Source organism: Paenisporosarcina sp. HGH0030, assembly GCF_000411295.1.
Lineage (GTDB): Bacteria > Bacillota > Bacilli > Bacillales_A > Planococcaceae > Paenisporosarcina.
Genome location: NZ_KE150421.1, coordinates 2,328,019 through 2,354,187, shown reverse-complemented (window position 1 = coordinate 2,354,187; position 26,169 = coordinate 2,328,019). Strand labels below are relative to the sequence as shown.

Below are 26,169 nucleotides of genomic sequence, written 5' to 3'. Positions count from 1 at the left end.
CCAGCAGGCCCAGCAGGTCCCATCGGTCCAGTAGCTCCGTCAGTTCCAGGAGGCCCAGCAGGTCCAATTGGTCCAGTAGCTCCGTCAATTCCAGAAAGTCCAATTGCAGCAGGCCCAGCAGGCCCAACAGGTCCCATCGGTCCCGCAGGTCCTCTAGGTCCCTGTGGCCCCCTATCCCATTTATATTCATTGGAATGGCTATATTCTTTTTCTTTATCAATATTTTCGGAATGATGATAGTTGCTTTCAGCATGTACTTGATGATGATGATGATGATGTTGATGTTCACTATGATTATGTGTATGCCTCAAATTTCTATCAATTTCATTTTTATGATGAATACTTTTGTAATTTCTTCTTTTTCTATAATTATTCATTAGTTCACCTCCTTTCTTGCAAGATAGTTTATAATATGTGCGCCATTGGCATGAGAGATAGGCAGACTATTAATAAAGATTTCAAACTATCAGGGTGTCTACTCTAATTCAAAATTCGAGAAGATTACTTGAGGGTTTCTATCTATATAATTACCGGTGTTTGTTAAGAGTTGATGAAAAAAAGAGTAGGAATGGAAGGGAACTTCTCTAATCGTCCGAAATAAATGTCACGCCTTTAATTTCTTTAGAAGATTAATATAGTATGAATAGTCTTGGCCATATTTCATAAACAAATATGTTGTAAAATTCGATGTTATCTGACAATAATAGATGTACGGACTTCTTAATTTGTTTGAATACTAGATTATAAAAGCGCATACAAATAATGAGTCGGCCAAATTAAAGGGGGAACTTGAGAATGGTATATGCATTTCCAAACACTGAGGGTTCAATTGTTACTTTTAAAGAGAAATATGATAACTATATTAACGGGCAATGGACTGCTCCTGTTAAAGGTGAATATTTTGATAACGTGACACCAGTTACGGGTAAAAGTTTCACTCAAGTTGCTCGCTCAACATCTGAAGACATTGAACTAGCATTAGACGCAGCACATGCAGCAAAAGACGCTTGGGGGAAAACGTCTGTAGCTGAACGTGCAAATATTTTAAATAAAATTGCGGATCGCATGGAAGAAAATTTAGAAGTGCTGGCTGTCGCAGAGACTTGGGATAACGGAAAAGCAGTACGTGAAACATTGAATGCTGACTTACCACTTGCGATCGATCATTTCCGTTATTTCGCTGGTGCCATTCGTGCGCAAGAAGGATCTTTAAGCCAAATCGATAACGATACAGTAGCGTATCATTTCCATGAGCCAATCGGTGTGGTTGGACAAATCATTCCTTGGAACTTCCCATTGTTAATGGCAGTTTGGAAGCTTGCTCCGGCACTTGCTGCAGGAAACTGTGTTGTGTTGAAACCAGCTGAGCAAACACCAGCTAGTATTCTAGTCTTTGCTGAACTAGTGGGCGATTTATTACCACCAGGTGTTATGAACATTGTAAATGGTTTCGGTTTGGAAGCTGGTAAGCCACTTGCATCGAATCCACGTATTGGCAAAGTTGCTTTCACTGGTGAAACAACTACAGGCCGTATGATCATGCAATACGCTTCACAAAACTTGATTCCGGTAACATTGGAACTTGGCGGAAAGTCACCGAACATTTTCTTCGAAGATATTATGGACCAAGACGATGCTTTCCTTGATAAAGCGGTAGAAGGCTTTGTATTATTCGCATTGAACCAAGGGGAAGTGTGTACATGTCCTTCACGTGCACTAGTCCAGGAATCTATCTATGATAAGTTCATGGAAAAAGTATTGGCTCGTGTTGAAGCAATCAAGACAGGGAACCCACTTGATCCGAATACGATGATGGGTGCACAAGCATCAAGTGAACAATTGGAAAAAATCTTGTCTTATTTGGATATCGGGAAACAAGAAGGCGCAGTATGCTTAATCGGTGGAGAGCGTAATAACATTGAAGGTGATTTCGCTGGTGGCTATTATGTGAAGCCAACTGTCTTCAAAGGGAATAACAAAATGCGTATTTTCCAAGAAGAAATCTTTGGACCGGTTGTTTCTGTAACAACGTTCAAAACGCAAGAAGAGGCACTTGAAATTGCAAACGATACTTTATATGGTCTAGGTGCTGGCGTATGGTCTCGTAACATGAACACAGCATACCGTTTCGGCCGTGCTATTCATGCGGGCCGAGTTTGGACAAACTGTTACCACGCGTACCCAGCACACGCTGCATTCGGTGGTTACAAAATGTCAGGTATCGGACGCGAAAACCATTTGATGATGTTAAACCATTACCAACAAACGAAAAACTTGTTAGTTAGCTACAACGAAAACAAATTAGGATTCTTTTGATAGAAAGGGGAATGACCAATGATTGAACGTGTCATCGCAACGGACGCTACGCTTGAACTAATCGAGTTGTTGAAAAGCAAGCATGGTCCCGTCATGTTCCACCAATCGGGAGGTTGCTGTGATGGGTCTGCACCGATGTGCTACCCGGAAGGTGATTTGATAGTGGGAGATCAAGATGTACTACTCGGTTCAATCGGCGACAGTCCCTTCTATATGCATAAGAGCCAATACGACTACTGGAAACATACTCAGTTAATTATTGATGTGGTAGACGGTCGAGGCGGCATGTTTTCACTGGAAGGCGTGGAAGGGAAAAGGTTTCTGACTAGATCTCGCGCGTTCACGGCTGAAGAGAATAAAGAAATTCAAGCAAGCTCAAATTAATAGTTTTTGAAAACCGTTATGTTTCGAGTGAAAACTTGAGGCATTGCGGTTTTTTTGTAATGACCGGAAGGGAAGAAACCCCTCGTGAAAAGGAACAAACCAAATTGAAAGGGAATAAATGCTGCGCAAGAGAATTAAAGGGGATTTCCTAGTGTTTGTAGAAAAGTTATGAAATAGATTTAACCCTAACTCATAAGAGACGGATAAAGTACAATCAACTAAAAGGAGTGACGGGATGGGCTACATATTTTTAGCAATATTAATCGGTGTGATTGCTTGGACACTTTGGAGATTGGGAACTAAACGTCGCTTACCAATGAATCATTACATGCCATTTGATGATGCAATGGAAGGAAAGAAAGATGATAATAATGCGTCATCGCTTCACGATACAAAGCATGAGATTGAATATGAAGAAACCAAACCTAAAAAAGAAGATTAATCTTTAATTGAAAGCGGGTATCGTATGCTATTTCGAAGAAAAATGTACACCATTAAACCTGAAATGCTGGAGACGTTTAATCACTTTTTCCACACCTATTTATTGCCGAATCAATTAACGCATGGTGCACGTTTAATAGGGCGTTGGGTGAACGTGGATAAAACAGAAATTATGGCTATGTGGGGTTACCGTGACCGCGAGGATTTTGAGCGTGTGGATCAGGAGATTCGGGTTTCTGAACTTCATGAAACGGCACAAAACTTCCGAAAAACATTACCACCATTATTTGAGACAAGCTCTGAAGATTTTATGGAATGGACAGGTGATTATTCAACTCCGCGATATGTGGTGGCGGTCTCTGCTTTCATTCAAAATGAAGCGGGGGAAGTATTGTTGGTTCGAAATGGTCACAGATCCGATACATATGAAATGCCAGGGGGACGAGTTGAACCGGGTGAGAGTTTAAAAAAAGCCGTTGCAAGAGAAATATTTGAAGAAACGGGAATCCATGCGAAAATTGGGGACATGGTCGGCGTTTATCAAAATGTCACTAGCGGAGTTTTTTGTATTGTATATGCAGGGAAGGCGGTAGCAGGGACACCTACACCACAACCGGGCGAAACGATAGACGTTCAGTTTGTTGAATTGAATGAAACGAATATCAACGAATGGGTTACAAGAGAGCAATTTGCTACTCGTATTCATGATGCCATGAAACCTGGAAATGTCGCATACGAATCGTACGAAACAAAACCTTATCGTTTGCTTGAACGAGTGGATAGTAAGGAATGAAAATAAACCATTTGTTGTTTTCCGTTTCTGATTTGGAAAGTTCTATTAGATTTTATGAGGAAGTATTCGGAGCCAAGCTAATGATGAAAGGCAGAAAAACAGCGTATTTTGATTTGGAAGGATTATGGCTAGCACTAAACGAGGAAACCGACATTCCGCGAAATGAAATAAAGGAATCCTACACACATATGGCTTTCACAATTACCGAGGAAGAATATGAAGAAACACTAGTCAGGCTGAACCAATTGAACGTTTCGATTTTGCCTGGCAGGGAGCGGGATGAGCGGGATAAAAAGTCCATTTACTTTGAAGACTTGGATGGACATAAGTTTGAATTTCACACGGGCACATTGCAGGATCGACTGGAGTATTACAAAAACGAGAAAGAACATATTGAGTTTTATGGCTAATCTTGAGAATGAGTTTTAGAAAGTAAAAAAGAAAGCTGAACATGGTTGGAATTTAATGTTCATGGGACTGAAGGAATTAGTTGAGACTGGAAAAGTTAGCTATACAGGATAAAAAACGTTTGAGCAATCAAAAGTAGTTTTAGAATACTTGAATAATAACAAATAGGACGCTTTCTTTAGTAAGAATGCGTCTGTTTTTTGACTTATTCTTGAGGATGATTTCACTTCACGGTAGCCTTTTAATCTTACTTAAGAACCGACCTAATTCCCGCTATAGTAAGGAGGCAATTGGCCTTTTTCACTATGTGCAGTCAAACTTCCTCGTTCAACTTTATAGGATATAGTATAAATACCTTCTCCAGCACGTTGACTCCAACGCCAACGTTCTGTAAAGGTAACTAGATAAATTTCCTTTCCGATTTCCTTTGCATTACTTTCTCTAGTCACTTGATAACCATTAATCTTGCCTTCCCACTGACCAACTTCTCTAGGAAAATGATCGATTATCGTTCCATCTCCAGAAGTTGCGAATTCTATGGCATCTCCTTTTGTAAAAGGGGGCAAGAGTGGCGAAGTAACATGGAAATATGCCCATACTATCAGAAGGGAGGCAAGGGGTAAGAGGAAAAACCATTTAATACTTTTACTTTCTGCCACTCTTTTATAAAACCATTTGTCTATCATCGCATATAACAAAGCAGCCAACATCCCAGCTAAAGCAAACTGTCTTTCTTGAAAAAACAACCCGTTTGCTAAGCCAAAAAGACTAAGGATTAACACATAGAGCCAATCGTGTTGTTTAAACCATTTCCGCTGAAAATACTCCATCCCTACAGAAACCAAATTCCCGTAAATAAGAATGATAGCCCCGATGTACATAAAGAAAATAAGAAACCATCCGATGAAATGTTCCCCTTGGTTGTATATGGTTTCTATAGGTCCTTGTGTGCTGAGAATAGCGAGCAACAAAGAAGAAATTGTGGTGGCGACAAACGTTGTTACTAACTTTCTGAAAATAAGGCTTCCGATTTCGTTTTGCATAGACTCCTCCTGTCTGCAATTCCTCTTTATATATGTTCGTTTCTCTTTCCATCTAACATGATTATTCTCAGCCGTTCTTTTAAAGCCTCTTCATTAGTTCACTTAATTTCAAATGACAACGCTTTACGCAGAATGTCTGCATAAACTTCATGCCAATCTTCACAATGCAGGGTAACTTCAAAAGGCTGGATAAAAATCCTTTGAGCAGATTCGTAAATGGCATCAAACGGAAGTATGCGAGTAATATCCATTCGATACATGGCTTGATATCCTATTAAAGGATAGGGACTATTGCTATTCCAAGCTGGGTTTTCACTGTGGTTGACTTCAACATAGCCAAGGTACGTGCAATCTCCCTCAACACACGCTTCCTCCATCACTTCACGTTTCACGCATTCAAGTGGTGATTCATTTTGTTCAATATGCCCACCAGGAAAATTCCATCCGCGGTTTTTTATATCCACTAACAGCAATTTGTCTTGATGAAAGCAAAAAGCATGCACACTTGTTATTAATTCAGGTTGAGGCAGTGTGTAAGACGATATCCAGGTTAATTTTATTCGAGACTTCCCCCAGTTTACATAGGTCGTTGTCATGTTAAAATCCTCCGTTACTAGAGAATGTATTGATAATCCTATTAGATGTCATTTGAAGTAATTAATTTGTATTTACCTGAAAATACCTTCCAAAGGTTCCAAAGGGTGAACGACATAGGTGAATTTATTCTCAAGTACAGCAGGATCATTCTTTGCAATTTCTTCTGCATCTTTCAATTCATTAACATCCACTATTACCAAACCACCGGTATGGTCCATGAAGGGACCTGCTGATTGTTTCATCTCCTCTAATTGCTACAAAGACTATGTTTTAACGCTATCCAAATTTTTAAATCTACGTCATCTACAGGTCCTATATCACTAGACAAATCCCATAGAGTGATACATTCCATTTCGTCATTCGGAATAAAAGTAGTTAAGTTTGCAACTTTACAAAAGTAAATAGGGTTGTATTTTATATGTTGTGAGTTCAGATTACGGATTTTGGCTAATCCTTGAAATTTTAAATTCGGCACCGTTTGTCCTGTTTCTTCAAACAATTCTCGGATGGCACATTCTTTAGCAGTTTCATTTATTTCTCTTTTACCTGCCGGCAACTCCCACCGTTTCCGAAATCGATTAAATGCAAAAAGCACCTTATGATTAATTTGAATGATTGCATAGGATCCTGCCAATGGTTCATATGGATGTAATTCATCCTCATTTAAATGGAGGAACTCAATAAACTCTAATGAATGGTCAACCTCCATTCTTCATGCCTCCTTAATTCGTAAGAAAAGGATTTAATCATTATTGTATTCGTCATCTAAAAACCAAATGCCTTCTTTTTCCATATTAAAGGAGATTGAAATGCCAGAGGAGAATAGAAAGGAGTGGGCAAGAAGTTTTCATTTTTGTAAGAAGAAAATCACTAAAAAAATGTGAAGGAAGGTTATTATGGGTTCAAGAATTATGCATAGTATTATAGCCTATAAGATTACTGAATCAGTTTCAATATCAGATAAAGCTTCATTTATATTAGGAGGGATAGCACCAGATGCGGTGTCTCCTAAAGAGTTATCACATTTCTTTTCAGGCGAAGTAGATGATTATTCAAGAAATGTGGATTATGAAAATTTTATTGAAAAATACAGTTCTGTTAAAAATAATTCATTTATTTTAGGGTATTATTCACATCTCATCGCAGATGACTTGTGGTTAAAGGGGTTTTATTTACCGTGGTTAAAAAACAGGATGGAAAACGATAAAAATATTTTAAATCTGTATCATGGGGATTTTCAAACTCTAAATGGGTTGTTATTGGATTATTATGGAGTCGCAGATGGAATTAAAGAGATTTTTGATAGTAATGGTTCAGTTATAGATATTGAAGAAGTACACTCAAAAGACATTAGTGACTTTATTCCATATGTTTTAGAAGATATGAAATATGAAAATACACACAGTAAACAACAATTAAACGTTTTTACTTTTGAGCAAATCATTGGATACATAGAGACATCAATTCAAAAAGGAATCATACATATAAAACCTCTTCTAAGTTGCTGCGATACAACTAAAGGGCAGTTTAGTTCAATAAAAACCAATGATAAAATGATGTGAGTTACTAACGGTTGGGCTCTATGGCACAGTGTTTTTTGTTGTATGGATGGCTAACGGGGCAGGTTAATGAAAATAAATTTATATTAGTAACGAAGAATGAGGTGGGAGAGTTGAACAGAGTCACGTATTTTATCGTAAATGCATTTACTACAGATCTTTACAAGGGAAATCCCGCGGCAGTATGTTTACTGGATTCAACAATATCTGAGTTGACCATGCAAAAAATTGCTCAGGAGATACCCGTACCAACAACAGCTTTTGTCCAAAAAAGGGGGAATGATTTTTTTCTTAAATGGTTTACTCCAGAGATGGAAATTCCGATTTGTGGACATGGAACAATAGCCAGTGCTTTTATTGTTTGGCAACAATCGATTTTACCCTTAGATTCCCCTATTACATTCCAGACTTTAAGCGGTCCTTTGCAAGCAAGATGGTTTAATGAACTGGTAGAAATAACAATTAAGAAGTACCAATTAGAAGAGATTGAATGTCCTTCAGAACTTGAAGAATGGCTCGGTACGAAACCGAAATATGTAGGGAAAACAGATTTGGATTATATTGTGGAACTAAGTCATGAAGAATACATTGCAGATTTTGAACCTGATTTTTCTGCAATGAAACAGTTTCCTGTACGTGGTGTTTGTATCACGAGTATGTCTAATGAGGAGGGAATTGATATTGTCTCTAGATTTTTTTCACCAGCACAGGGCATTGATGAAGACCATGTAAATGGTTCTACCCACGGTGCATTAGGACCTTACTGGTGTGAAAAGTTATCAATAGAAAGTATTGTCAGCAAACAGCTTTCAAAACGAGGTGGGTTATTATACGTAACACCAAAAGAAAAAGATGTTGCCATTGCAGGTACAGCGGTACGGATATTATGGGGTGAATTATTAATCTAAGTCTCTAATATCGAGCTAAAACAACTAAAAGGTAATAGCTTTTCTTCTACAACTAACGGGGCAGTTTAGTTGAAGAAGAGAGATTTCTTAAAAGGTATTTTAATAAGGATTTGCAGAGTAGTATAAGGAGGTCAAATTCCTTTTGAGAAAAACACAAATAAAAACTCCTTGTGGTTATAATTTCCCCCAAGGAATTTATGTTTTTAGTAAAGCTCTGGGGTTGGATATTGAGTGTTGGTATATATCTAGATGGGACATCCTTTCTGATCCTCTATTACAAGATTATCAGGTGGGTCCTATATAAGTGTTAGGTTTAACAGATGCGGTTACCTGTTTCCACTGATTTTCATTCATACCATAGGTATACGACATAATATTTGAAGGTGTAAAATTTAAAATGTTAGAACCCCAAATTACTTGAGGAGTGGGTGCATTAAAAATCGCCAAAAGATGTGTGTTATCAACTTCATTATTTGTGAATACAGCATATGAAACCCAGAGTTGGGGTACTTGGGGTACCATAATTAAGAAAAAAATTTTCGAATCACTTTACAGAAAAAGCCGGCTCACTATAGTAATAGTGAGGCCGGCTCTTTTCGTATTTTTAATTATTGGTGCAATACAGTTACTGTTTGCGGACTTGTCGTTACTTTAAAGCCTTGCTTGTTTACTACTTCTGCTGAAACTGTATACGTACCGCTTGGAATATCCGCTTCTGGAGTCCATTTTAAGTGAATTTCATGCTCATTTTCAGCTACAATCGTGTCAACTACCGTGCCGTTTACATCTTTAACGTTTATTGTCCAGTTCACACGGTTACTGGCAAACGCATTAATTTGGGCAGGGGTGGTTGTGTTTACGTTGTTGTTTGGATACACGGAGAAATAACTTACAAGCATTTCTTCATTAATATAAGAAGGATCTCCCCAAACCGTATAGCTGTGGTTAAAAGCATGGTCTGCACCTAACACTACCACACTCTTCGGCTCTTCATTTACTAGTACAGAAGTTTGTCCCGGCTGTAAGGATTCATACTTACCGTTATACCAGATGATTGCTGCGTTATATCCGCTACCGCCCTCGTTGTCCACTGCCTTGAAAGAAATTTCATATTGTCCTTCTTTTGGCTGCACTTGAATATCAGATACAACTGGGGCAACAGAATCAACACGGATTGGAAGCTTCACTTCTTGTGGCTTCGCATTTGGGTAATCTAGTGTTGTTTTAATAACAAAGTTGTATGTGCCATCCTTGACTGCTTGTCCTGCCTGGTCTTTTACGTCCCATAAATAACCACTATTCATATAATCACCGTATGCCATAACATTTTTACGGAACTTCCACGGTTTCCCAGTATATTCACTAAAATCGCCTAGGTCTTGAACCATTTTTCCTTGATCATTCTCCACGTACATTTCTGTCTTCTTTAAGTTGCGAAGTGCTGTAAATGTTGGGTATACACCTGGCAAGACAAAGTTTGGAGAAATGACAATTCGGTCCATATTAAAGGTTCCCGTATACGGGTCATATCCCAACGGGAATTGTGCTCCTTCATCGTTCCAAAGCACGGTATATCCTAAGAATGCATCTTTATCCCATGCAACAGGATCAATGTTCTGCGGCTGATCCCAATCTCCATAGTAGCCCATATACGGAACGGTTAACGGAACTGCCGCCTTGCTGTTTTTGCCTGTTGGCACTAGGCGAACAAATCCTTCAACAAACGTCCCTTCCTCCAAGCTTTCAGGTAATACAAGTTTTACGTCTAGGTTCTTTTCTTGACCCGGTTTAATCTTCAATTTCGCACCTTGTGTATGTGTCACTTTCTCGCCATTTATAGATGAAATAGCACCTTTTACATGCTTGCTTGTTAAAGTTAAATATTCTTTAGAATCCAATTTCCCGTCTTCGTCTAAGTCAAATTCTTTTGTTTCTTTTCCATCCGTCAAAACATCTACAAAGACCGTGTATTCTAAATCTTTTACATCTACATTTTTTAAGGCTTCCACATTCAACTTGAAGTTCGTACTTTTTTTATTAATCTCTTTTAACGCTACAGCTCCGGCTTGCTCTAACGGAGTATCCTTGCTTGTCACAATAACAGGTGTTTTAATTGCATCTTGAATTTTCATTAAGCCGGATCCTTGTACACGCGGTGAGTACGGTACTTCATTATTTGTGCGCGGATCTTGTACTACCTGCGCTGTATTCATCAATGCGATTTTTGCCGTTAGTGCTGTATTCTTTGAATGAGATAATCCTTTTTCATATAATGCTTGCATTAACAATGCCGAACCACCTGCAACATGAGGAGTTGCCATGGATGTTCCACTCATAACCTCATATTCATTGCCCGCAACAGTTGAATAAATGTTGCCACCCGGTGCTGAAAGCTCTGGTTTAAAGTCTAACGTATGCGGAGTTCCGACAGATGAAAAGTCGGAAATGGTATTATTATCAGGATTATCAAGCCAAATACCCTTTGTCATATTCATCTTAACAATTTGACCACTTGTAAGCTTTGTGATTAACGCATCTCCTGCAACCTTACTTGTTGTAGCAGCTGGAGTAGATAGATAGCTGAAATTTAGATATGGGAAATCTGCCATTGTGGTTGGCGGTACTAGAATAACTGCTTTCGCACCATTCTTCTTTGCTTCCACTTGAATATAAGAATAAAATGCATAGGGTACTTGCGGTTTCGCAACTACTATTTTGCCTGCGACGTCTTTTCCAGCGAAGTCTGCCTTTCTTCCTTCCCCTACATACACCATTTCATAGCTCTCAGTAGGTGTTAGTACTCTGGAGAGTTTAAAATTAAATTGCGTTTGGTCTTGGTACGGAAGCTGTAAACCGTTTTCTTCTGCAAGCGTGGTTTTATGCATTTTTGTGTTTTCATAGGAAGCAACAGATAACGCATAGGGGCTTACTCCTGGTTCTCCAACTGTTCCAATATCCGGATTCTCAGCATATGGTTTTTCGGAAGAAGGCAAGAGATTATTTTTTGTGCTGTAAGCAGCGTTACCACCTGCTACAACAACTAGCGTGCCTTGTTCAGTTGCTTGACGAATTGCTTTTTGAATTGGGTCGTTCTCTTCGCCAACAAATCCCGCGTCAGAACCTAAGCTCATGTTGATAACATCGGCGCTTAATGTTACCGCGTGCTCGATACCTGCGATGATATCATCTTCATAAGCTCCACCCCCATTATCGGAGAAAACTTTTTCTGCCAACAACTGCACACCTGGTGCAACCCCTTGTACTCCATCGTTTGCTTCATCACCATTAGCTCCTACAGTTCCTGCAACATGCATACCATGTGAACTTCCATATTGACCGCGTGGAATTACGTCTGTATCTTTATCAGCCCAGTCATAACCTGTCGGAACTTTGTCGCTGTACCATACTTCGTTTACTGCTGTTTCTGCGAGTTCCCCTTGAATGTTCTCTTGCGTCCACTTCTCTTTTTCCTTTCCTTTTTTTGTCAACGTCATATCTTTATGAGTATAGTCTAGTCCGGAGTCGACAATCGCAACAAGCAATCCTTCTCCTTCATATCCGTATTGTTCCCATACCTTTTGTGCTTGTACCAATTCTTTGCTTGCCCCCATAGATGGTTGGAACGTCCTTGCGATATGCACGTTTATAACACCTGGAGTTGCCTGAATTTCTTTTACATTACTAAACTCCGTTTCCATACTAAAGCCGTTAAAGCTTTCATAGAATCGATGATTTACTTTAGAAGCTGAATTTTCCTTAGAAATTTGTGCAATTACTTGATCTTGTTTTTGTTTATACTTCGTCTTTTTGTTTTGGACAGATTTTTCCAATATTATTGGCTGCTCTACCTCCACAATCAAGCGCACCTTTTCATCCGGCTTATACGGTTTAGCTAAGCCGTCTTTTTTCAAATTCTTGTATCCAAGCCTATCAGCTGCTTCTATAGCAGCTTGGTTTTGTTCATCTTGGAAAATTTGCAATCCTTGCTTCGCAATCTCCTCTATATTTGGAGAGGAAACCGAATTATTCTGTGGCCCTTCCGCAAACACTGTTGTCGTTAACAACATCGCAGCCAAAGTCGTCGTTGCAAATACCTTGTACGGAAATTTTCTTCTCATTTTTTACCCTTCCCCCTTTTTTTTAATGAAACAAAAAATACTTACTTCTCAATTTTTTAATAGTTTTAAAATTAAGAATATTTCAATATAATTGTATTATTCGCCTAATAGGAAGTAAATGGGGGTAATTAGTTAGGAATAAATAGGGATTTACTTATGAAATTTTAATTAAATTATGTAAAATAATTATTTTCACTAGATAAAAGCGCCTCTAAAACTTACTTCTTCTTACAAATAATATATTGATAGAGCATTTTCTTCATATTAATTATCCCAAATACTAGTTTTCCAAATGGGCTAGTCGGATTAAAGTATTGTTCCTCCTAGCTTTCTAGTCCTTATGTGAAAAACTGACATCTGATATATCCATTTCTTCTAAAAATGTTACATGTAAATAAGAATAAAGGAGTTGATGGTACATGGATGAAGGATTAATTATTAAACTGTATCGTGAACGAGCTGGTTTGACTCAAGCACAACTGGGAAAAGGGATTTGTTCTGTCACTCATGTAAGTAAAATTGAACGTGGACTAACCCAATGTTCAAAAGAAATTATCAATCTTATTTGTGAGCGACTTAACATCGATTTACAAAAAGAATTAGAACAATATGATAGATTGAAAAAGAAGCTGAATGAATGGCTTGAAGTAATGGTCAAACAACAGATGGCAGATATAGAACTTCTCAAACAAGAAATCGAAGACAACACTTTTGTCCATATATCAGAAGCACATCATTTTTATCGTATCCTAGTAGCACGCTATTTCTTAATAAAAGGGGATGTGGAAAAAGGAAAAGACATTTTAAAGAGCTGTCAAGCTCATTGGAATGAGTTGGATCGTTATGAAAAAAATTTGTTGGAACATACATTGGGAATCTATTACCTTACTTTAAATAAAAGTAAAGAAGCAATTCATCATCTGAAGAATATTAACCCGATGGAGTACAATAACCATGAATTTTATTTTCATCTTGCGTCTGCTTCTCATTACACAAATGCTAAAGTAAAGTCCTACTATTATGGAAATCTTGCCTTAACTTATTTTCGAAAAACGAATAATTTCAAAAGAATCCTGGATTCAGAAATGCTAATGTTAGCGCAAATGGCATCTAACGACCTTGATCATTTCGAAGATACAGTTCAGCAATATCAGTCGTTAATCAAAAGCTGCCGAACTTATCAAGAAGAGGCAAAGGAAATCAACGTATGGCACAATTTGGGAGTTTAATACTTTTCAAAGGAATATTACAAAGAAGCAGTTGACGTATATAAAAAAGTACTTGAAATGTGTAAATCATTCCAAAATCCTCATTTAAAGCTAAGCGCGTTAAGAGGATACGTACACAGTTGTCTCCACATAGAGAATCTAAATAACAAGGAAGAATTAAAAAAATGTATTTGTGATGAAAATAAAGTGAAGGAAGAGCAAATTCCGTTAGGTTCCTCTAAAATTGGTGGTCTACCAGATTTGCCGGAAGATTGGGAGTTTCCAAGCTACAACAATCGCTCGCTCTCTTTTTTAGGGCAATTTAACTTAAAGGAAATAAAGCCATATAACGCGGAAAATAATCTTCCGATTAGTGAGATCCTTTATATATTTTATGATGTAGTAGAACAGCCCTGGGGTTTTGAAGAAGACGAGGGTTGTTTTAAGGTTTTATACTTTGAGGGAGACGAAAAAGAGTTAAAAAGGACAGAATACCCGGAAGAGACAGAAGACTACTTCCCTTTACCTGTTTTTAAAGTTACATTCACAAACAAGCTGACATTACCGGAGTATCCAGAAGATATGGAGTTTAGTGATGAGGATGAAGAAAACTACTCTGAAATGAGGCACGAACTTATCCAGCCAAGTGATGAGAAAGGTAACTACGAACCGGCTCATTATATGTTAGGGTATCCATTTAGCATTCAAAATGATGTTTTTGATGAATTTGATTTAAAACCAGAAGAAGCTGTTCTTCTCCTACAGATTGATTCAGATGAAGAAGATTTAAAATTGCTGTGGGGCGATTCAGGCATCATTTATTTCTGTATAGATAAGACCTCACTAGCTAATAAGCAATTCGATAAAGTTCAATTTACATTGCAATGTTTCTAATCCTTAATTAAAACAAAGGGCTACGCTATTAATGTGGCCTCTTTTGTTACTTTATTAAGGTTATATATAAAAATGACAAATTTATACAAGGCATTGATTCAGTGAGAAGTTTTTTTCTTATTCTACTAACGGGTGCTTTAGTTAAAGATCGTGGAGTTGCTTAGGCAGCTCTTTTTTCTTATTTAACTACGGGGCAGGTTAGTTGAAGAACGATTCAATTGTTGAAATTTCAAAAAAGAAATAAAAATAAGGAGTGGTTATTCTGAAAAAAAACTTCCCAATAATACTTCAAACTATTGGTCTTTTAGGGTTTGTTTTAGCCTTTTTACAATATGAAATCGGGTTTTTTATTGGATTCTTTTGTACAGGTATTTTCTTTATATTGGACAAAGAAAGTAAGCAAAAAAACTTCAGTAAAATAGTTGGGGTCTTAGCCCTTTTATATTCATTTTATAACCTATTTACTAAAGTAAATCTTTTCTGATGATGAATAACGTATCCATTATTTAGGCTATATAGAAGTTGTTGAACTAACGGGTGCTTTAGTTGAAGAAAAGGAATACTTCCTAATCGGGGTGTTATGTCAACATACTGTGTATGTCCTATACAATAGGTTTAACGAATAATATACTTGTAATTTACCTTTATTTACTTACCGTTTCGGCGGGAGTAACCCCTTCATTTTGAAAATAAGTTGTTATTATTTTAGTAATAAACCAGTTTGTTCTATAGGGCTCTGGATTCATTTCTACAGTAATAACCTTATGTCCTCTGCCGAAATTTTCATATGAAGTTAGTAAATCATATGAAATTGTATATTGTAACTTTGTATCACTTATTTTATTTACTTTTACAAAATGAACGTTAGCAACCCACGGACTTGATTGTCCAGTCACCCAACCTTTTTCTTCGAACTGTTTCTGTGTAAGTTTTTGAAGAGATGGTGATAGCACAGCATATTGAACAGCACCACTTCGATTTTCTACACCCAATATCCATAATTCCGCAGCTTGTTTGGGGGTTCTAGGTTGCAATCCGTAAATAAATGAATTTAATTGACTCTCCAAATCTTGTCACCTTTCGAACATGCTTTTCTAATAAGATATGTTTCAAATGACTTTTAAGTCAGAGATAAATTGGAACAGGCTCCTTTAATGGAGAGGACTTTTTTCATTTCCTCTTCTAATTCGGACGAAGGGGTCAAACTGAAGAAATATAAAAAAGAAGGTATTGAAATTGTGAATAAGATTAATTTGAAGGAAAAGTAGCCGTCTACTTTCCTTTTTTTTATGAGTTTTTTAAACTCAGTTTATCTCAATTCAGCTTCTCTCCTCAATCAAGTAGCTAAGTAAATCTTTTATTTTTTGCAGCCAGGAAAATAAAATCCACCAGCAGCTATTTATGTGTTTTTGTCTAATTTTTCATAAAAACAATAATAATTTACAAGATATTTACAGAAAATCAATATTGATTGTGTATTATTTTTTTACATAGGTAATTTGTGTGAGTGCATTATTTTATGCTGTTTTGAGGTGGCGTCTATGTATTCCCCCTATTCTGGGAGGTGAACTTCAAAATATCGGCGTGCCAGGATTAAAGCACCGTTTCAGTTTAATGAGAATAGTAGAAGGAGAGAATCAAGGTTCCAATATTGGAAACGAAAGGGGGATTTCCGTGACGAAAAATCTCCTCTCATCCTGATCGATTGGAGGATGCCCACCATCCTTGTAAAGAGGGGCGACCTTCTCCATCACAATGGAGTCGTCGACATGTTCGATATAATCAATGAGTTCCGCATCAAAGTTTCGCTACGGTTTTGTTTTTTACTCAATTTTTCAAGATTTTTGAACAGACTCTTAAAATACTTAAAATATGGAGGTTTTCTGTAATGAAAAGAATTTTATCCATTACCCTCGTATTAACGATGATATTCGTTATGTTAACGACCACCGCAGGCGCATCGGGCGACAAAATCGTCAAAATCGACAATATGCAGCCGATTTACGGTCAAACGATTACCGCCAGTGTGATCAAGGGTAAAGGTTCAAAGGGCAAAAATCTAACATTTCAATGGCAAGTACAGGATTCACGTATAAGCGATAAATATATTAATGTAAAATCGGGTGGTACATCCAAAAGCTACACCGTAACGTTAAATGATATTGGTAAAAAATTGCGTGTTGTAGTTGGTTTACCATCAAATAGTGACAGAAAAACTTCATTGCCCACGAACGCAGTATTAAATGCCAATCCCCTTATTGCATCGATGAAATTCGATAATAATTTAAAGGACGATGCAAATCAAGAGAACTTGGAAGGGAAAGGAAATTATAGTTATGTAGACGGTGTATTACCCGGGACCAAAGCTCTGCACTTAGAAAGTGGAGACGGCAATTATGTCGGTACAAAGCATAGCTTGAATTTTGGTAATGACAGTTATACCACATCCTTCTGGTATAAGGGTGACACTAACAATAATCAGGTAATATTATCAAACAAGGATTTTACTAAGAGCTCTAATGAAGGCTGGGCGATTTATACATCAGCCAATTCGGTCAATATGAATTTAGGATTCCCGACCACATCAGTAAAATTTGGGCGCGACACGTTTAATGCTTCCGATTGGCGTTACGTGACATTTGTTGTAGACAGAGATAAAATGCTCGGATCGTTGTATATTGATGGTTACAAAATGACTGAAACTTCGCTGGGAATCGGATCTTTAGATACATCGAACCCATTAAATATAGGTAGCGACGGATTGGGCAAACATGGCGGTAATTCATTCGATATAGCTGATCTGAATGTTTGGAAAGGTGCATTTAGCAGTGATGTAGTCCAAGCTAATTATAATAGTTACGCTGTAAATAAAGTAGATATGAACGCACTTAACGACACAATATCAGAAGCAAATACACTAATAGCAGACGGACTTGGCAAAGGCTTCAGCGAAACCGATTTTGATCATTTGAAAAAGGTTTTGAATACTGCAACTTCGGTTGCAAGAACGCAAAAAGTAAAATTATATACACAGGAAACCATCAATTATTACGAACGTGAACTAAACAACGCCCTATTCATCTATCAAAAAAGCAATAAAACATTAACTCCCGCCGGTTTAAATATGATTGTGGACAGCGACCCGGAAATCAGTGGTAATCCCGCAACACACGCGCGCATTGAAAAAGATTACAGAACAGAACTGAGACTATTCCCACAGGCCGACGTACTTTTTATTCCTGGCGACGTTACCGGCGGTAACAATGCAAATGAATATGTATGGATGAAAAATCTGACAGACATACATACTAAACTTACAAATGAGGGTTTGTTAAAAAATACGAAGTTTTATATGGTAAGAGGCAACCATGATATGGGCGGAGCCGAACAATTTATTCCTGTCGGTTCGGCGGGCGCGTGGAACGAGTCAACGAATTCATACGATAACAATTTCTTTAACGATTCTTATAGGGTAAAGGTAAAAGGATATAATTTTGTGGGTTTTGACGGAAATTATAACAACGAAAAAACGGTGGGAAAAGCCACCAATTTCCTCGACCAAATTAGAAAAGAAGAGGATTACGATCCAACCAAACCCATATTTGTATCTTCTCACTACCCTATAAGCGGAACCGCGTGGGGATCGGCATGGAGCAGCGCGGCAAGTAATAATGTAGGTAAATATATTGCCGACAATAATTTTTCACAAGTGGTATATATGTCAGGTCATACGCAATACGACCCGACCGACGAACGTTCTCACTATCAAGGTGCGGCTACGTATCTCGACAGCGGTGCGAGTTCATATTCCAGTTATATTGATAACGGACCGTACGGAGGATATATAGAAGGCTCGTATATCAAATACCATACCACACCTCGCATCGCGAATTTCATAGAGGTTTACGGTTCAAAAATTATCATCAAACAGTATAATTTGAGTACAGATGAATATGTAGGCATACCTTCTGTAAAAGTCGTTGGTGAAGGCAAAGATGCCTTTACCTATAGCAGGAGCGATATAAGAGAACTCATAGCTCCGCAGTTTGAAGAGGGTATTACGGTCGATTCCTACAAAAACAACGAACTTGCTTTTACAATAAAGCAAGCAAATGACAATGTGCGCGTTTTGGAATACAATATTCAGCTTATCAACAAGCTCACCGGGAAAGTGGACAAATCGTTTAACAGCCTTTCACTGCCGCTAGACAAACCATTCGATGAATACAGACAGTATAAGTTTACAGATTTGTCGCCGACTACTCCATATATACTCAGGGTATTTGCCGACGATTCCATGTATAACCGTTCGTCGCAGGACATTGACATTGAGGCTCAAAGTGTTAATTTAAACAGCATCACTGCGCCTGCTGACATAACAGGGTTGACAATCGGAACGGCGAAGACAGCGGACGCCCTTGGATTGCCTGCATCAGTATCCTTGGATACTGATGCAGGCAGGGGAGAAGCCAATGTGACATGGAATGTAGATGCTTCAAACTATGATCCCACTGTAAAGACTGCACAAACCTTCGCTGTCAATGGAACTGTAACTTTGCCAACTGGGGTGAAAAATCCCAATAACGTCCCTTTGACAACAAGCACTAAAGTAACGGTTAATAAGATCACTCAGTCTCAAATGACGGCAACGGCGACAAGTCAGGAAACGATTGGTGAAAATAATTCAGCATCCATGGCGATTGACGGAAATTCACAAACTTTTTGGCATACAAAGTGGGATAAATCTGATGTTCTCCCTCAATCGATCACCTTAAATCTTGGAGGAACTTACCCAATCGATAAGGTCGCGTATTTACCAAGGCCATCAGGCAGCAACGGGAATATTACAGGATATAACGTTTATGTAAGTACAGATGGAGTGACCTTTACTAAAGTTGCAAGCGGAACTTGGGCAAACGACAATGCGGAGAAAGTAGCAACTTTTGATCCGACAGATGCATCATATGTCAAGCTCGAAGCAACGGCGGGTGTTAACGGCTGGGCAGCGGCCGCGGAGATTAGCGTCCTTGAAACAGAAACTGTAAAGAATTAGCTTCTAACTTTAAGAGAATTTATTGAACGCTGGATACGGTGAATTAAGGAAAGACCATTACAAGTGAGGATTGGCACATGGTTAAAGATGCAGATATCAATCATAACGACAAGATTAATTTTGCAGATTTAGTTTGGATCGCCAATAAGATTTTGCAATAGCACCAGATAATAAGGAGAGAAAAGTAAATCTTTTCTCTCCACTTTCTATGAAATGAGGTCCCATTATGATTCGACGTTCATTCCTGTCATTGTTTATCATCTTATTATTTTTTGGAACTGCCACAACTTCACTTGCGCATTCCATAGATATGAATTACTCGGATTTAAACATTGAAGGGAACGAGATTCTCTATGATCTTTTTATTGAACAAACAGACTTGTTTCCACAATTCGGTACTGACTTGGATAATCTGGTGAACGATGAACTGGCCTCGCAAAAAATTGAATCCTATCTACAGAAAGGTCTTCGCATAGATGCGGATTCGAAGCCCTTAACGATGGAATTGGTTTCGATGAACATGGCGCAAAAGGGTGCCGTAAGAGGCATGGAAATTCAACTGACGTTTATTGCCGATGAAGAAATCGAACAATTTAATCTTCATTACGATTTGGTGTTTGACGATGCGCCTGCACATACGAGTGTACTCATGGTCCATGCAGGAGAATATTTTCAGCAGGATATGATTGATAGCACTAATAGAGATATTCTGATCAACCTTCCCCAGGACCTTCCTCAGGAACTTCCCCAGCCTGAAATTGGATCCGTCCTATGGAAATACTTTGTACTTGGAATCGAACACATTTTGACCGGGTACGATCATTTGCTGTTTTTGTTATCCTTAGTATTAATCGCATCTCGCTTCAAGGATGCATTGAAAATTGTTACTGCTTTTACAATCGGCCACAGCATAACACTATTCTTGGTGGCCACCGACCGTATTCAGGTCAGTTCGCATTGGGTCGAAGCCTTGATTGCCCTGACGATCTGTTATGTGGCAGTGGAAAATATGTTTGTTCAAAAGGCGAAATGGCGGTGGCTATTGACGGCCTTATTTGGCCTGATTCACGGCATGGGCTTCGCCGGGGCTTTGGCCGAAACGGGACTTCCAAAGAGCAATCTGATTGGCTCACTCCTGACGTTTAATTTAGGTGTGGAAGCGGGCCAGATCATGTTCCTATGCCTATTACTTCCCTTCTTGCTATGGCTGCGAAGGTTCCCATGGTATCGTAAAATGATGATCTCAACGTCTTGCCTTATTTTTGTGCTGGCATTTTATTGGTTGATTCAAAGATTGTAATTAGGCCATTTATTGATCAATACGAGAGTTAGCGGTATTTTTGCTAGCTCTTTTTTTTATTGCGTGTCTAACCAAGTCAGGCACGACTATCTGGTATAGTCCGGTCGAGGTAAGAGCCTAGTGGATGCTCTTCTTTTGTGGGTAATTTTTTAATAAAAGATGTTCTCGATATGGAACCATTATATTTAATGATAAGTATGTCACTCCTATTCTTTACATCAAGGAGTGAATATAGAAAAGCGAAAAAAGAATGGGTAAAAGAATGAACTTGTTCAACTAACGGGGCAGGATAGTTGAACATTAGTCTCAGCTTTTAAAATTAAATTCCTATTATTTTATTGTCCTAAATAAGTGAAATCGTCCATAAATATACTGTGGGTATGTTAAGACTTTAATTAGGATAGGAGTGAATAGGCAATAATGAAACAAACGATGCGCGTTCTTATTTCTGGTGCAAGCATTGCCGGTCCGGCACTCGCTTACTGGCTTCATCGTCATGGATTCAACGTGACTGTAATTGAACGTGCTCCAGCATTGCGCGCGGGTGGATTCGGGGTTGATATCCGTGGTGCAGCCATTTCCGTGCTTAAGGGGATGGGTATACTCGATCAAGTTCGTGCAGCTGACACGAACATGACTGGTGTTTACTTTGTGAACAGCAAGAGCAAGATACAAGGTCAAATAAGCGAAGCAAGTATGGGGAACCAGTATGGTCTGGACATCGAAGTCATGCGAGACGATCTAAGTAACATTTTGTACGATTTAACCAAGGATACTGTTGATTACATTTGGGGCGATTCGATTACCGCTATAAATGAGACTGAAGCTGGTGCAGAAGTTCAATTTATTCATGGCAAGCCACAGACATTTGACCTTGTCATCGGTGCAGACGGGCTTCATTCTAATGTTCGAACCTTAACTTTTGGAGATGAAGCACAGTTTAAACGGACGCTTGGCTGTTATATCTCGATTTTCACTCTCGAGAATTACCTCAACCTCGACCACCGCCAACTGTTATATACGATACCAGGCAAAACTGTAGGTATGTATAGCGCTCGTGACAATACCGAAGCAAGGGGTATGTTCTTGTTTCAATCAGAGGCATTGAAGCACGACCGCAATGCTACAGAATCTCAAAAGAAACTAGTAGAAAATGCCTTCTTAGGCGATTCAGGTTGGGAAACCTCGCATCTACTCAAAACCATGAAAGATGCGACAGACTTTTATTTTGACGAGGTTTGCCAGATTCACATGCCGACATGGTCAAAAGGGCGGATTACATTGGTAGGCGATGCGGCGTATGGTCCATCTCCTCTATCAGGTCAAGGATCTAGCCTGGCGCTTGTCGGGGCTTATGTATTAGCTGGTGAACTTAAAGCTGCAGATGGCGATTTCGCCCGTGCATTTGTAGCCTACGAACAAAAAATGAGAAAGTTTGTTGAGAAGAATCAAAAAATAGGACTAATGGCTGCCAGGAGTATGATTGAAAAATCAAACTTCAAAATCTTTCTACGCAATTTAATGTTGCACATACCCCCGATTATGATCGTACAATTTAAGATGATTTCAAAAATGATAGCCAAAGCTGCTAACGGGATCGAGCTGAAAGATTATTGATATGGATTTATTGGTTGGAGGGTTACTACCAACAAGTGACACGATCAAAAAAGGCTGTCTATTTTCAGTAACCATATAAAATCCGAACAAATTTCTGTTTAGCCAGCTAAGCGCAAACATGCCCTTAAGCCCTTTAAATACATTTTTAGTCTTCCGCAAGCCGGAGCGATTCTTTAGCAGGGATCGCTTTCTTTATTGAGTTAAACAATGAACGGTAGCGGCTGCTCTTTTTCTTTTGAACTTATAAGAAAGCAGAAGTTGATTAATTTTCTCCCGAAAGAGAAGTTGGCTTAGCAGAATCAAGCATTGCCAGCGAAGTAGCACAATAAGAAAAAATCGTCCGATTGAACGGACGATTTTTTTATTTAACATTATGTCAGTTGGATTATATACAAATGTTAAGCCAGTTGCCTTTAAAGGGCAGCTTTCTTTATGGATTAATGTCGAATACTTCCCAATCCGGATGTTATGTCAACACGTTGTGCATACACCATACAAGCCAGTTCATTTTTTTACTACCTGCAGGAAGTATTTTTATGTTTGTAGAATTCTCAAGGGAAAATGCATATGTTATTCTATAGTTGCATTAAGGAAACTTTTTTTCTTCAAGGAAATAAGCTCGGATTTTCTTGCATATTTTTATATAGGAGGTACTTTATGTTTGTAGGATTCTTAAGAGAACATGCATTTGCTTCTAATTCATTACCTGTATTGTTTTGGGCGACTTCTTTTTATGTTTGTAAAATTCTTAAGAGAAAATGCTTATGCTTCCCCAACATGGAAGACTAATGGTTTTTGACCAAAAATGATCACTTCCTGATCCTGATGTTATGTCAACACGTTGTGCATGCTGCACACTCGTTCAGCGATAGAATAGATATGTTACTGAACGCATTTCTTCTTCAACTAACTGAAAATCATCTTTCTTATTGTACTAACGGGGCAGGTTAGTTCAATAAGAAGTTGCAGTTTTGTTAGTAAAGAAAAAGAGGAGGAGAGGATGAAAATGGAACAAGTGAAAAAGTTTTTACGCTCTCTCATCTATAAAAATTACGATGAATTTGCGAAAGTTTTGGGCTACAAAGATTGGAAAGTTGCTGAAGAAAACACGTTTTATGTTTGGCGTCTAGGAGAAGACGCAGGTTGGTATGCGACAGAACTCCCTAATAAAAAGTGGGCAGTTTGGAATGATGAAGGACAACCACCATATTCTATCAAAGTCTTTTTAACGTGGTCCGAATCAATTGAACAACTTCGAAAGTTATTTGAGGAAAAAGGATTACCAGAGGATTACTGGCTACCTGAAGGATTTGATGAGAATGAAAATATATTTATGAAGGAACCAGACAGAGACAAAAAGATGTAAATATAATGAGAATAACGTTATTCAACTAACGGGGCAGGTTAGTTCGATAAGAAAAGCGATAAAAATAGGTATAAGAGATATTGTTAATTTTAATTACGTTCCAGAGGGGGTTTCAAATGAATTCGATCAAAGAAAAATTAGACCTATTACATAATATGATAAAAGAAGTGAATGGGATAGTAGACTTTGATTGGTGTGTAAAATTGTTTTACCCTTATTATGAACACTTTAACGACGATAATTTGAGATATAGGGGGGGGTCCCTTATTGCTTTTTGGGGTCTTTTGATAGAGTGGGAAGACCGAAGTGGATTTCCATTCTATATAGGTATAGAAGGATACAACCGTCACTATTTTGATAAGTATCTCAAAGAGTTTCTAAAACATACTTCCAACATTAAAAAGCAATATCCAAACATTTATTTTGTTATTATTCAAACGCTAAATCATTTAGATAAAAGAGAGGATCTTGAAGGTAAATTTCCTAATATTCCAAGTGACCTATTTAGTACCATTAGAAAAGAATTATTGCAGATTGATGTTCAAAGAATAAACACTGAGATTTATCGAAATGCCTTTAGAGAAGCTGGTATGTCTTATTAAACTAACGGGGCAGGTTAGTTCAATAAGATGAAACTTTGTTTAGTTCATTTTCGCCTAAAAGACAAAGGAGAAATTAAATGAAAAAAGATTTATGGATAGAAGCCGAAGAGTGGGCAGACGGAGAATGGGATGTAGAAGATGTAAATACGGATGTCAAAGTAACATTTTCAGACAGTTCTGTTTGGATGGCAACTTTTTTTACATATAGAAACATTCAAAGCCTAAGAGAAAAGAATGTTAAGACGGGCGAAAGTATGAACGGAGCCTACTTTCATGCTAGTGAAATGGTTTTAATTGATATTGCGAGTAAGGAAAGGATTTATGAAGTTATTAATTATCTTATCGATAACGGTGAGTTTGAGTCTGTATTCACTAAATATCCAGATGTAGATAGTGAAGAAGATCATTCATAACCAGAAAACTTCTTCAACTAACGGGTGCTTTAGTTGAAAATCATCGGGCTGCTTTGGCAGCTCTTTTTTCTTATTCAACTAACGTAGCAGTTTAGTTTAATAAGGCGTGCGTTAAAATAAAGAAAAATACTAGGGAATGATTTGAGTGAAACGATTAAAAATTGGTGATGTTTTTGAGATAGTTACATCAAATGGAATAGGGTTATTTCAATATGTTCATAAAGACGAAACCATTGGAGAGTTAATTCGTATATTACCCTGCTTATTTAAGGAGGGTTATGTTATAGAAGATGAAATAGTGAAAAAGAAGGAATTATATCTTATTCATTTCCCTTTAGGAACTGCATTAAATCAAAAGTTAGTAACTAAAAAAGGTAGTTATACCATTCCACAAGATTTTAAATTACCTAAAAAATTTAGAAGTGAACATATGGTAAATGGTGAATTTATTTGTTGGCACATCATTGATTATGATACTTGGAAAAGAGAAAAAGTCGAAAGAATGACTGAGGAACAAAAGCAACTATCACCGTGGGGAACTTGGAATGACACCTTACTTAAACTGAGATTAGCTGAAGGATGGACATTGGATAGATGGTTTTAGTTTATTAAACTAACGGGGCAGTTTAGTTGAACAAGAAATTATTGTAAGAAGTATATGGTATTATAACAATAAATAAATTAAAGGGGTTGATGAGGATGAGGTTATTATTACTTAACACCACGGGCATCAGTAGAAGAACAAATGGAAAAAGATGTGCGGGAATACCTTTACACAGAACGGGGATATACTGAGGAAGAAATTCGCGAAGTTGATATTAGATTTGACGCTCTGAAAGAAACGGGGATTCAACGCTATAAAGCTATTGTTTATTTTTCAGACGAGCCAGAAACTGATTATGGATTCATGTATATTGATGGGGAAATAGCACCGGCCTATATTGGCAATGGCAAACACAATCCGGAATAAGTGGTTGTGACTAAAAAAAGACTGTATTACCGAATAAACGCAAAAAAAAATCGTATAATTGCAATAATTTTGGGGATTTGCATGAGTTGTTGAACTAATGGGTGGCTTTTTTACAATAAAATTTATCGGTAGTGAACCAACTGTTGAATGCTTACACTGGGAATATATAGATATATATG

23 protein-coding genes and 2 pseudogenes are annotated in these 26,169 nt (G+C 37.9%); 17 read left to right on the top strand and 8 right to left on the bottom strand.

Annotated elements, in window-relative coordinates; genetic code table 11:
- Window positions 1–377 (bottom strand): annotated as a pseudogene (locus HMPREF1210_RS18230) (collagen-like protein); the annotation flags it as partial.
- 418 nt (window positions 378–795) lie between these two features.
- Between HMPREF1210_RS18230 and adh the strand changes: the two are divergent.
- The 5 genes from adh (at window position 796) to fosB (ending at window position 4,344) form a co-directional block, all read left to right on the top strand.
- A complete protein-coding gene (gene adh, locus HMPREF1210_RS11225) occupies window positions 796–2,316 on the top strand; it encodes an aldehyde dehydrogenase (RefSeq protein WP_016428808.1) in 1,521 nt (506 codons plus the stop codon).
- 18 nt (window positions 2,317–2,334) lie between these two features.
- Window positions 2,335–2,700, top strand: coding sequence for a DUF779 domain-containing protein (locus HMPREF1210_RS11220; protein WP_016428807.1), 366 nt, complete (start codon window positions 2,335–2,337; stop codon window positions 2,698–2,700).
- A 235-nt stretch (window positions 2,701–2,935) separates the two neighbouring features.
- A complete protein-coding gene (locus HMPREF1210_RS11215; RefSeq protein WP_016428806.1) occupies window positions 2,936–3,142 on the top strand; it encodes a hypothetical protein in 207 nt (68 codons plus the stop codon).
- A 24-nt stretch (window positions 3,143–3,166) separates the two neighbouring features.
- The gene (locus HMPREF1210_RS17385; RefSeq protein ID WP_016428805.1) at window positions 3,167–3,934 is read left to right on the top strand and encodes an NUDIX hydrolase; all 768 of its coding nucleotides are present in this window, start codon (window positions 3,167–3,169) and stop codon (window positions 3,932–3,934) included.
- Entirely contained in the window at window positions 3,931–4,344 is a 414-nt protein-coding gene (gene fosB, locus HMPREF1210_RS11205) for a metallothiol transferase FosB (RefSeq protein ID WP_016428804.1), read from the top strand. Before HMPREF1210_RS17385 ends, fosB begins: the two co-directional genes overlap by 4 nt.
- A 261-nt stretch (window positions 4,345–4,605) precedes the next feature.
- Here fosB and HMPREF1210_RS11200 read toward each other — a convergent pair whose 3' ends face one another.
- From HMPREF1210_RS11200 to HMPREF1210_RS11185, 4 genes are all read right to left on the bottom strand, one after another.
- The gene (locus HMPREF1210_RS11200; RefSeq protein ID WP_016428803.1) at window positions 4,606–5,385 is read right to left on the bottom strand and encodes a hypothetical protein; all 780 of its coding nucleotides are present in this window, start codon (window positions 5,383–5,385) and stop codon (window positions 4,606–4,608) included.
- 98 nt (window positions 5,386–5,483) lie between these two features.
- Window positions 5,484–5,981: an NUDIX hydrolase gene (locus tag HMPREF1210_RS11195; RefSeq protein WP_016428802.1), complete on the bottom strand. Its 498-nt coding sequence runs from the start codon at window positions 5,979–5,981 to the stop codon at window positions 5,484–5,486.
- A gap of 72 nt (window positions 5,982–6,053) precedes the next feature.
- Window positions 6,054–6,224, bottom strand: coding sequence for a YciI family protein (locus tag HMPREF1210_RS17730; RefSeq protein ID WP_081637813.1), 171 nt, complete (start codon window positions 6,222–6,224; stop codon window positions 6,054–6,056).
- Window positions 6,225–6,229: 5 nt separating this feature from the next.
- Window positions 6,230–6,691 carry an NUDIX domain-containing protein gene (locus HMPREF1210_RS11185; protein WP_016428800.1) on the bottom strand — a complete coding sequence of 154 codons (462 nt, stop codon included), beginning with the start codon at window positions 6,689–6,691 and terminating at the stop codon, window positions 6,230–6,232.
- Between the two features lie 187 nt (window positions 6,692–6,878).
- Here HMPREF1210_RS11185 and HMPREF1210_RS11180 point away from each other — a divergent pair, with 187 nt between their 5' ends.
- Window positions 6,879–7,544, top strand: a complete 666-nt coding sequence (locus HMPREF1210_RS11180; protein ID WP_016428799.1) for a zinc dependent phospholipase C family protein — start codon at window positions 6,879–6,881, stop codon at window positions 7,542–7,544.
- A gap of 101 nt (window positions 7,545–7,645) precedes the next feature.
- The gene (locus HMPREF1210_RS11175) at window positions 7,646–8,449 is read left to right on the top strand and encodes a PhzF family phenazine biosynthesis protein (RefSeq protein WP_369758005.1); all 804 of its coding nucleotides are present in this window, start codon (window positions 7,646–7,648) and stop codon (window positions 8,447–8,449) included.
- Window positions 8,450–8,734: 285 nt separating this feature from the next.
- On the opposite strand, the pseudogene HMPREF1210_RS18435 reads toward HMPREF1210_RS11175, so the two are convergent.
- Together HMPREF1210_RS18435 and HMPREF1210_RS18560 are read right to left on the bottom strand one after the other, a co-directional pair.
- Window positions 8,735–8,968, bottom strand: a pseudogene (locus HMPREF1210_RS18435) (cupin domain-containing protein); the annotation flags it as partial.
- Window positions 8,969–9,057: 89 nt separating this feature from the next.
- Complete coding sequence (locus HMPREF1210_RS18560; RefSeq protein ID WP_016428797.1) at window positions 9,058–12,567, bottom strand: S8 family serine peptidase; 3,510 nt, start codon at window positions 12,565–12,567, stop codon at window positions 9,058–9,060.
- 419 nt (window positions 12,568–12,986) lie between these two features.
- On the opposite strand from HMPREF1210_RS18560, the gene HMPREF1210_RS18080 reads away from it, so the two are divergent.
- Both HMPREF1210_RS18080 and HMPREF1210_RS18225 read left to right on the top strand, forming a co-directional pair.
- Window positions 12,987–13,796, top strand: a complete 810-nt coding sequence (locus HMPREF1210_RS18080) for a helix-turn-helix transcriptional regulator (RefSeq protein ID WP_016428796.1) — start codon at window positions 12,987–12,989, stop codon at window positions 13,794–13,796.
- A gap of 186 nt (window positions 13,797–13,982) precedes the next feature.
- The gene (locus tag HMPREF1210_RS18225; RefSeq protein WP_196930521.1) at window positions 13,983–14,669 is read left to right on the top strand and encodes a YwqG family protein; all 687 of its coding nucleotides are present in this window, start codon (window positions 13,983–13,985) and stop codon (window positions 14,667–14,669) included.
- A 644-nt stretch (window positions 14,670–15,313) separates the two neighbouring features.
- Here HMPREF1210_RS18225 and HMPREF1210_RS11160 read toward each other — a convergent pair.
- Window positions 15,314–15,736, bottom strand: coding sequence for a hypothetical protein (locus HMPREF1210_RS11160; RefSeq protein ID WP_016428794.1), 423 nt, complete (start codon window positions 15,734–15,736; stop codon window positions 15,314–15,316).
- 821 nt (window positions 15,737–16,557) lie between these two features.
- Here HMPREF1210_RS11160 and HMPREF1210_RS11155 point away from each other — a divergent pair.
- The 8 genes from HMPREF1210_RS11155 (at window position 16,558) to HMPREF1210_RS11120 (ending at window position 25,990) form a co-directional block, all read left to right on the top strand.
- Complete coding sequence (locus HMPREF1210_RS11155; protein WP_016428793.1) at window positions 16,558–19,722, top strand: discoidin domain-containing protein; 3,165 nt, start codon at window positions 16,558–16,560, stop codon at window positions 19,720–19,722.
- 226 nt (window positions 19,723–19,948) lie between these two features.
- Window positions 19,949–21,022, top strand: a complete 1,074-nt coding sequence (locus tag HMPREF1210_RS11150; RefSeq protein ID WP_016428792.1) for a HupE/UreJ family protein — start codon at window positions 19,949–19,951, stop codon at window positions 21,020–21,022.
- 420 nt (window positions 21,023–21,442) lie between these two features.
- Window positions 21,443–22,639 carry an FAD-dependent monooxygenase gene (locus HMPREF1210_RS11145; protein WP_016428791.1) on the top strand — a complete coding sequence of 399 codons (1,197 nt, stop codon included), beginning with the start codon at window positions 21,443–21,445 and terminating at the stop codon, window positions 22,637–22,639.
- 1,000 nt (window positions 22,640–23,639) lie between these two features.
- Complete coding sequence (locus tag HMPREF1210_RS11140) at window positions 23,640–24,005, top strand: hypothetical protein (protein ID WP_016428790.1); 366 nt, start codon at window positions 23,640–23,642, stop codon at window positions 24,003–24,005.
- A gap of 116 nt (window positions 24,006–24,121) precedes the next feature.
- The gene (locus HMPREF1210_RS11135; RefSeq protein WP_016428789.1) at window positions 24,122–24,607 is read left to right on the top strand and encodes a hypothetical protein; all 486 of its coding nucleotides are present in this window, start codon (window positions 24,122–24,124) and stop codon (window positions 24,605–24,607) included.
- A gap of 77 nt (window positions 24,608–24,684) precedes the next feature.
- Window positions 24,685–25,020 carry a hypothetical protein gene (locus HMPREF1210_RS11130; RefSeq protein ID WP_016428788.1) on the top strand — a complete coding sequence of 112 codons (336 nt, stop codon included), beginning with the start codon at window positions 24,685–24,687 and terminating at the stop codon, window positions 25,018–25,020.
- A gap of 145 nt (window positions 25,021–25,165) precedes the next feature.
- The gene (locus HMPREF1210_RS11125; protein ID WP_016428787.1) at window positions 25,166–25,624 is read left to right on the top strand and encodes a hypothetical protein; all 459 of its coding nucleotides are present in this window, start codon (window positions 25,166–25,168) and stop codon (window positions 25,622–25,624) included.
- A 141-nt stretch (window positions 25,625–25,765) separates the two neighbouring features.
- A complete protein-coding gene (locus HMPREF1210_RS11120) occupies window positions 25,766–25,990 on the top strand; it encodes a hypothetical protein (RefSeq protein ID WP_036659572.1) in 225 nt (74 codons plus the stop codon).
- The last annotated feature ends 179 nt before the right edge of the window (window positions 25,991–26,169 follow it).